Below are 7559 nucleotides of genomic sequence, written 5' to 3' on the forward strand. Positions count from 1 at the left end.
CAATCGCTATGATACGTCTGAAGACAGTGTGTGAGGAGGTTGATAACTCACCGCACTGTCTTCGCCATACGGCGAGCGTTCGTCGCTCAATTGGTCGCTGACCGATTCGGTTATTATTCTCCCCGTGAGGGTTTATTTATATAATGAGTTCAGTAGTCGTTCGGGCGTGGGGAATCACGCTCGGACTACTAACCGCTACACTCCTCGCGGTTGCGGCCGTCGTTCGGACAGGGGCTCCACTTCCGATCGTCGGCTTCGGGCTTCTCGTGTTCGTCGTCATCGCGTATCTGTCGTATCGCTCCGGCGGGCGCTACGAGTTCGAACACGAACACGCCAGACCGTTCGACTCCAGCGAGTTTCCGGACGTTCAACGGGTGGTCCTCGACGTCTGCGAGCGTGCCGGTCGGCCCCTCCCTCGGGTCGTCGTCATGGAGATGGACGCACCAGGTGCCGTCGTCGGCTACGACGATGGCGAACCAGTCGTCGCTCTCGATCCGCTGCTCCCGCAGATCGTCGGGCGGGCGGGAATCGAGGCGCTGTTCGCACACGAACTTGGCCACCTCGGGAACGATATTCACACGGATGCGGTCCGTGCGTACATCCCGCAGATACTGGGGTTCTGCATGTTCTGGCTCGTCTTTCTCGCGGGACGGGGTCCGTTCGTAGCCGCCGTCGGCTCGCTGCTGTTCAGTGCAGTGACGTTCATCGATGATCGACGTATCCGCCGTATCCGCTACGTTTGCAGTCTCGGTATCGAACCGCTCGCGCTCGCGCTGAGTCGGTATGCGAATCGACTGGAGGAGTACCGCGCGGATGCGTACGCCGCCCACGTCGTCGACCCCGAAACGCTCGCCGCCGCGCTCTACCGGGTCGCCGCGATCGCAACCGGCGACAACACGGAGGACATCGCCGGACCGATACCGTGGAACGCGGATCGTTCGTTCCGCTTTTCGGTGTTCGCCACCCATCCGTCCATGGAAAACCGCGTCGCCCGACTCGATTGTGAGATCCCCACGTGGGCGAGTCCATATCGACCGCGGCAGGTCGCATGACACCGAACACTCGTCTTCAGCCACTATGGACAGTGTGACCGCGTTTTCGGATCATTTCCTTCCGCCAGAAAAAATCGAGTGCCAAAGACTCGTATCCGATGGAAACTCCGAAACGATCCCCTCAACGGTCACGAATACCCGTTCGCTCGCGTTCAATTCGTCGTGGAACGTCGATGAGACCAGTTCCATGAACGTTTCCATCTTTTCGATTGCCGTCGTCGTGTCGTCATATTCGTCGACGACGTAGTCGTGCCGATGAATCAACGCCGTACTATCGACAGCCGAAACGCGGAGCTGGATGTCACCGGACGCGCCCGAGGAGTGGAACACGAGACCGACGACGACCTGTGCGGAATCGGTTACGTCGTACGCGTAGGTTGCCCGAGGATCGGTGACGCTACTGGCTGTTCCGTACCATCCGTCAGGAAGATCGACTGACCGAGAAACCGCATCCGAGTCACTGGGATTTTCTAACATGACTAGGTATCACCACGCTGTTGGAAGACGCTCGCCGAGATTCGATCCCTGCAGGGATTCACTCCACCACCCCCGACGTCCAGCCGAGCCACAGTTCGGGATACGTTTCGACAACGCGCCCTGTCGTCCGCAGTATCTCCATGGACGTTCTCGTCTTCATCCTCCCTTGAACGTACTATCCGGTCGGGCAAAAGCGCTTTGATTGAACGTTCAATAAACGTGCTTCGGAGCACGTAGGTTGACGCGAGGATTGGTTTCGGCGGACGCTAGATTACTGTTAGGCGGACAATACTAATTTTGGAGGTAAGCACGTATTACTCAAATAGATAGAGTACGAATAGAAACTATGTCCAACGGCACGAGAACCACCGAGACGACGAACTGGTTCGAAAACGGGCACACGCCAACGGACCCGACGGACCCACCGCAGTACGCGTTGGTCGCCGTTCGTTCGATCGATCCGTGCCAATCGCTGACTGTAAGTCTGATCGAAACGATCGTCGATGTTTTGGAACCGCCGAACGGTCAGACCTCGCTCAGTTTGTACCAGTACGTGAACCCGGACGCGCTCGAAGACCTCGTCGAGACGAGCGGAACGAAAAAGAGCGGCGTCGAAGTGCGGTTCGTCATCGAGAACCATCTCGTCACCGTTCGGAGTAACAACACTGTCCTCATCTACGAACCGCTCGGCGCACGACGCGACAGCGACAGAAATCCCATACTCAACGAAGGGCATCACGAACGGTGACGTTCGAGGATGTCGTGGTATCGAGAATGACGAGCGACGAATCGTATCACTTGGATCACCGGAATCAGTCGGTTAATGGGCATGGACGAATCAGTACTTCACCATGCAAACGAAGCCCACGGTTAATCATCGACGATATCGACCGTTCGGCCAGCGTACGGGGAGGACGCTATGAAGATAGACACGGTCGAGTACGACGAGGTCAGACCCGGCGAGATGACGGGTACCGCTGTTCAGCGTCGAGAAGACCGACATCTTCTGACGGGGGATGCTCGGTACACCGACGACATTCAATATCCGGGGATGGGCTACCTCGCGCTGCTCGGCAGCCAGTACGCTCACGCCCGAATCGAGTCGATCGACGTGAGCGACGCCGAAGCTCGTAGCGACGTGATCGCCGTCTATACGTACCACGATCTGCTCGAATCCGGCCTCGATGGCACGATGCCGGCCGCCGAATTGGACGCCGAGGACCTCCAAGAGGACGGCACCAACGAGGAGGACACGTCCGTCAAACGACCGCTCCTCGCCGACGATCGAGTTCGGTATCAGGGCCAACCCGTCGCGGCAGTCGTCGCCGAAGAGCGCTACGCCGCCTTCGACGCGCTCGATGCGATCGACGTGGAGTACGAACGACTCGATGCGGCCCCGGAACTCGACGACGCGGTATCGTCGGACGCGCCGACGATTCACGACCTCGCACCGAACAACGTCGCCTTCGAGTGGGAGACCGGCGACCGCGAGGAGACCGAAGAGGCGTTTTCACGGGCCGCACACACGGTCTCGCTCGATCCGTCGAACAACCGCGTGATTCCGACGGCGATCGAACCCCGAGCGGCGGTCGCCCAGTACCAACCATCGGACGACAAGCTGACCGTCGAGCTATCGAGTCAGAACCCGCATGCAGTACAGAACCGACTCGGCGACGTTCTCGGATTACCTCGTCACCGCATCACCGTCCGCGTGCCGGACGTCGGCGGCGGCTTCGGCGCGAAACTCCAGCCGTACGCCGGTCATCTCCTGACGGCGTGGTGTTCGATGCAACTCGAACGGCCGATCAAGTGGCAAGCCCGCCGGACCGACGACTTCCAATCGATGGTTCACGCTCGCCGACAGCGGACCACCATCGAGGCGGCGCTGGACGAATCGGGACACATAGTGGCACTTCGAGGGGAGATCGACGCGGACCTCGGCGGCTATCCCACGGTCGGTGGCGTCGGCATTCCGAAGGGAACCGCCGGGATGCTCTGTGGGGCCTACGACATCGACGTCGGACACGTCGCCGTTCGCGGGGTGATGACCAACACGGCCCCGATATCGGCCTACCGCGGTGCCGGTCGACCGGAGGCGGCGTACATCATCGAACGACTGGCGAGTGCCTGCGCCCGCGAACTCGACATGGACCCGGTCGGATTCCGCCGCCGAAACTTCATTTCTCCGGAATCGTTCCCGGTCGAGACCGGCCTCGGGATGAACTACGATAGCGGCGAGTACGAGAAGACCCTCGACCGAGCCCTCGAACTCGTCGAGTACGACGCGTTCCTCGAACGGCAGGAACGTGCCCGGGACGATGGACGGTATCTGGGCATCGGGATTTCGTCGTACGTGGAGATCTGTGGCGGGTCCGCGGGGAGCATCGAGAGCGGCCAAGTGAGGGTCAACGCCGACGGGCAAGTCGTCGTTCACACCGGCACCCAAGATACGGGGCAGGGTCACGCGACGAGCTACGCACAGATCGTGAGCGACGAACTGGGCGTCGATTACGACACCATCGAAATCGTCGAGGGGGACACCGACAAGGTCACCGAAGGGGGAGGAACCGCCGGTAGCCGCAGTTTGCCGATGGCGGGGAACGCCATTCGGAAGGCGTCCCGAGGGATAGAGGAGAAGGCCCGTACGATCGCCGCCCATCAGCTCGAAGCGTCCGAGGCCGATATCGAATTCTCGGACGGAGAGTTCCACGTTCGAGGCGCACCGGAGTACGGCGTTACGTTTCGAGACGTCGCTAACGCCGCGTATAATCCGCGAAAGCTCCCGGACGACGTCGATCCCGGCTTAGAGACGTCGGTGTACTTCGAACCGGAGGGATCGACGGCCCCGTTCGGTACCCACGTCGCGATCGTGGAAGTCGATCCGGAGACCGGCGAAATCTCGTTCCAGCGGTACCTCGCCGTCGACGACGTCGGCCCGCAGGTCAATCCGAAACTGGTCGAGGGACAGATCGTCGGCGGGATCGTCCAGGGAATCGGTCAGGCGTTGTACGAGGACGGTCACTACGACTCGAACGGGAACCTCGCGACGTCCTCCTTGCAGGACTACGCGATCCCGAAGACGATCAGCGTCCCCGACATCGAGTGGGACAGCACCGTGACGCCGTCGCCGAACAACGCCCTCGGCGTAAAGGGCGTGGGCGAGGCGGGCACCATCGGCTCGATGCCCGCGGTCGTCAACGCGGTACTCGACGCGCTGGAGCCGTTCGGGGTCGAGACGCTCGACATGCCGTTGACCAACGAGACGGTGTGGTCGGCAATCGAGAATGCAGACAGTAGATAAGGTTCAAAACGGAAAGTCCTACTCCGACACTCGCCCGACGATTTCTTCGGGCGTGAACAGGGCAACGTCGTCACGGTCGTCAGCGGCGGCTCGGAGTCCGTCCGAAAAGCCGGACCGACAGAAACAACAGTAGTGGAGGGTCGGTTCGCTACCGTCTTCCGGCGTCCACCGAATCCGTGCCGCGCTCCGTTCGAGGTCGGCGAGGTCGCCTTCGTTCATCTCCCGAGACGTGTATTTACATTCACCAGCGACGAGCGTCCCGTCAGTTCCGAGGCCGACGACGTCGAGTTCGTGGTGACGATGCCACCAGTACCCGATCCCTTGGAACGTCGTCGAAATCAACGACGGAAGGGCCTGCTGGCACGCGATCTCGAACATCGAACCCATGTAGTCCGAGAACGATGGTTCGACCAACCGTTCGTAGGCCTCGCTACCGAGTTGCGCCAGTTTCCCCTCCTGACTGTAAACGTATCGAAACCAGAAACGGAAGAGCGGTTCCTTCAATCGATATCGACTCTTGCGTGTCGCGTTGGGATTCGCCGTCACGGGAATATCGCGTTCGACCAGCCTGAGACGCCGGAGTTTCGAGAGATACGACCCGAGCGTGTTCGAATCGACGCCGACGAAGTTCGCGATCTCGTTCGCCTCGCGCTTACCCGTCGCGATCGCTCTGAGGATGGTGTAGTACGTCTGCGGTTCTCGAATCCCGAACTCCGTCCGGAGCAGGAATTCCGGTTCGTTGTGCAGGACACCGTGTTCCGAGAGGACGTGGGATCGAATGTTCTCCGGGAGCGACGTGGACGGGGAGAGTGCCCGGAGATAGTAGGGCGTTCCGCCGAAGACGCCCCAGAATTGGAGGATCGTATCTGGATCGTCGGTCGGGTAGAACCGCCGAGCGTTCTCCAACGAAAGCGGCGGAAGGTCGATCGCGGCCGTTCGCCGACCGTACAGCGGGCTCCCACCGCTCAGGACTTTCTCTTCCATGACGCTGATGGACGACCCGACGAGTACGAGTGTCATCGCCGTCCCTTCGAGGTGCAGATCCCAGACGCGCTGGATCTTCGACGGAAGCGCTTCGTCCGACTGGATCAGATACGGAAATTCGTCGAGAACGACGACTGCGTCCTCCCGTCCGAGCGCGCGCAACAGTGCCTCCCAGTCGCGCTGGATGTCGTCGATGAGAGGAACCGTTTCACTCGCCGTTTCGACGAAGTCGGCGAGTTGTACCTCGGGCGTCTCCTCGGTTGCCTGCCAGTAGACGGCGTTCTCGACGTCCCCTATCGCCTCACGAACGAGTGCGCTCTTCCCGAGCCGTCGGCGACCGTAGATGACGACCAGATCGGCCGTGTCACTTCGGAACCGTGATCGCAGCGTATCGAGTTCCGCCTCGCGGTTGACGAAGCGTGAGTGAACCATGGGGTCAACTACGGAACGGCGGTAGATAGTGCTACCGATTATCTAAATCGTGATTTTACTAATCGTGATTTTACTAATCGTGATTTAGTAAACGGGGGAGTTTGCGACTCCGATGACGACTACCGAATTCGGGCTGTTAGTCACAATTCGGACGGTTTCCACCTATCGCGTCACGGATCAGCCGAAACAACGCCTCACGCCGTGTTCACCATCCCGCCATCGACGATGATCGATTCGCCCGTCACGTACCCCGCGAGGTCGCTCGCCAAATACAGCGCCGTGTCGGCGATGTCGTCGGGAGTTCCGAATCGCCCCAGTGGAATCGACTGGCGCATCTGTTCGCCGGATTCCGTGCCGATGGTCGGAACGTCTTCGATCGTCATCGCCGTCTCGATGACGCCCGGGTGGATGGCGTTCACCCGAATCCCGTCCGCTCCGAGTTCCGCGGCGAGCGAGTACGTGAGCAGTCTGATTCCTCCCTTCGAAGCACAGTACGGCGAGAGGTCGCTGTAGCCCTGAATCCCCGCGATGCTGGAGATGTTCACGATGCTGCCGCCATCGTCCTCGCGCATCCGCCGTGCCGCCGCCTGTGAGCCGAAGAACACGCCGTTCAGGTTGATATCCAGCAGTCGCTGGTACGCGTCCGGGTCGATGTCGGTCACCGGAGCGGTCGGGCCGACGATACCCGCGTTGTTCACCATCACGTCGATGCCGCCGAACTCGTCCACGGCCGTATCGACGGCCGCCGTCACGGCCGCTGGGTCACTGACGTCACACGGAACGAAGACGGCGTGTGCGTCGGTCTCCTCCTCGATCCGTTCGTGGGTCTTCGCCCCGTCCTCACGGGGGTCGTCCCGCACGTCCGCGATGACGACGTCGGCCCCCTGTTCGGCGAACGTTTGTGCGATGGCTCGACCGATTCCACTTGCAGCACCCGTTACGACCGCTGACCGTCCCCCAAGCATCCCATCCATACGGGAATAGATGGTGTCATTCGTTGTCAATGTTGCTGCGGCCTGCTTAGCGGCGTCAAATCGGCATTTCGTGTCATCGAACGAGCCGTGTCCATTATATGACGTGCGCCGATATGTACTGTCAATGGTACCGTCGTCTCCGACCATCGGGTTCCTGCACTGTGACGACCTCTCTTTCGAGCAACAGTCGGCGCTCGATTGGGCGACGACCGAACTGGGTGCCGTCGAGCTTGTCCCGGTTACGGAGCGTGACGACAGCGGCTTCGAGGAATACGACGTCCTCTGGTGGCACCGTGAAACACCGGTGAACCCGCAAACCATCGCCGAGGCGGCCGACGT

Annotated in this window: 7 protein-coding genes; 4 read left to right on the top strand and 3 right to left on the bottom strand. The window is 60.7% G+C overall.

Going from position 1 to position 7559, the window contains the following annotated elements; all coding sequences use genetic code 11:
- Positions 1 to 143 precede the first annotated feature (143 nt).
- A complete protein-coding gene (locus WBV42_RS03850; RefSeq protein WP_423984862.1) occupies positions 144 to 1052 on the top strand; it encodes a M48 family metallopeptidase in 909 nt (302 codons plus the stop codon).
- Between the two features lie 51 nt (positions 1053 to 1103).
- Here WBV42_RS03850 and WBV42_RS03855 read toward each other — a convergent pair whose 3' ends face one another.
- Positions 1104 to 1529: a hypothetical protein gene (locus WBV42_RS03855; protein WP_423984863.1), complete on the bottom strand. Its 426-nt coding sequence runs from the start codon at positions 1527 to 1529 to the stop codon at positions 1104 to 1106.
- A gap of 346 nt (positions 1530 to 1875) precedes the next feature.
- Here WBV42_RS03855 and WBV42_RS03860 point away from each other — a divergent pair, with 346 nt between their 5' ends.
- Entirely contained in the window at positions 1876 to 2277 is a 402-nt protein-coding gene (locus tag WBV42_RS03860; RefSeq protein ID WP_423984864.1) for a HalOD1 output domain-containing protein, read from the top strand.
- 171 nt (positions 2278 to 2448) lie between these two features.
- Entirely contained in the window at positions 2449 to 4830 is a 2382-nt protein-coding gene (locus WBV42_RS03865) for a xanthine dehydrogenase family protein molybdopterin-binding subunit (protein WP_423984865.1), read from the top strand.
- Positions 4831 to 4848: 18 nt separating this feature from the next.
- Here WBV42_RS03865 and WBV42_RS03870 read toward each other — a convergent pair whose 3' ends face one another.
- Both WBV42_RS03870 and WBV42_RS03875 read right to left on the bottom strand, forming a co-directional pair.
- Positions 4849 to 6246: an ATP-binding protein gene (locus tag WBV42_RS03870; protein WP_423984866.1), complete on the bottom strand. Its 1398-nt coding sequence runs from the start codon at positions 6244 to 6246 to the stop codon at positions 4849 to 4851.
- A gap of 194 nt (positions 6247 to 6440) precedes the next feature.
- Positions 6441 to 7220 (bottom strand): SDR family oxidoreductase, encoded by a 780-nt coding sequence (locus WBV42_RS03875; RefSeq protein ID WP_423984867.1) that lies wholly within the window; start codon positions 7218 to 7220, stop codon positions 6441 to 6443.
- Positions 7221 to 7344: 124 nt separating this feature from the next.
- Here WBV42_RS03875 and WBV42_RS03880 point away from each other — a divergent pair.
- A partial coding sequence (locus WBV42_RS03880; protein ID WP_423984868.1) for a hypothetical protein occupies positions 7345 to 7559 on the top strand: 215 nt, incomplete at its 3' end.

Origin of the sequence: Haladaptatus sp. (assembly GCF_049589095.1) — an archaeon.
In the GTDB taxonomy this organism is placed as follows: domain Archaea; phylum Halobacteriota; class Halobacteria; order Halobacteriales; family Haladaptataceae; genus Haladaptatus.

Bases quoted from the DNA above. Each gene is read 5' to 3' on its own strand.
- WBV42_RS03850 (WP_423984862.1), top strand. From the start codon at position 144: ATGAGTTCAGTAGTCGTTCGGGCGTGGGGAATCACGCTCGGACTACTA.
- WBV42_RS03855 (WP_423984863.1), bottom strand. From the start codon at position 1,529: ATGTTAGAAAATCCCAGTGACTCGGATGCGGTTTCTCGGTCAGTCGAT.
- WBV42_RS03860 (WP_423984864.1), top strand. From the start codon at position 1,876: ATGTCCAACGGCACGAGAACCACCGAGACGACGAACTGGTTCGAAAAC.
- WBV42_RS03865 (WP_423984865.1), top strand. From the start codon at position 2,449: ATGAAGATAGACACGGTCGAGTACGACGAGGTCAGACCCGGCGAGATG.
- WBV42_RS03870 (WP_423984866.1), bottom strand. From the start codon at position 6,246: ATGGTTCACTCACGCTTCGTCAACCGCGAGGCGGAACTCGATACGCTG.
- WBV42_RS03875 (WP_423984867.1), bottom strand. From the start codon at position 7,220: ATGGATGGGATGCTTGGGGGACGGTCAGCGGTCGTAACGGGTGCTGCA.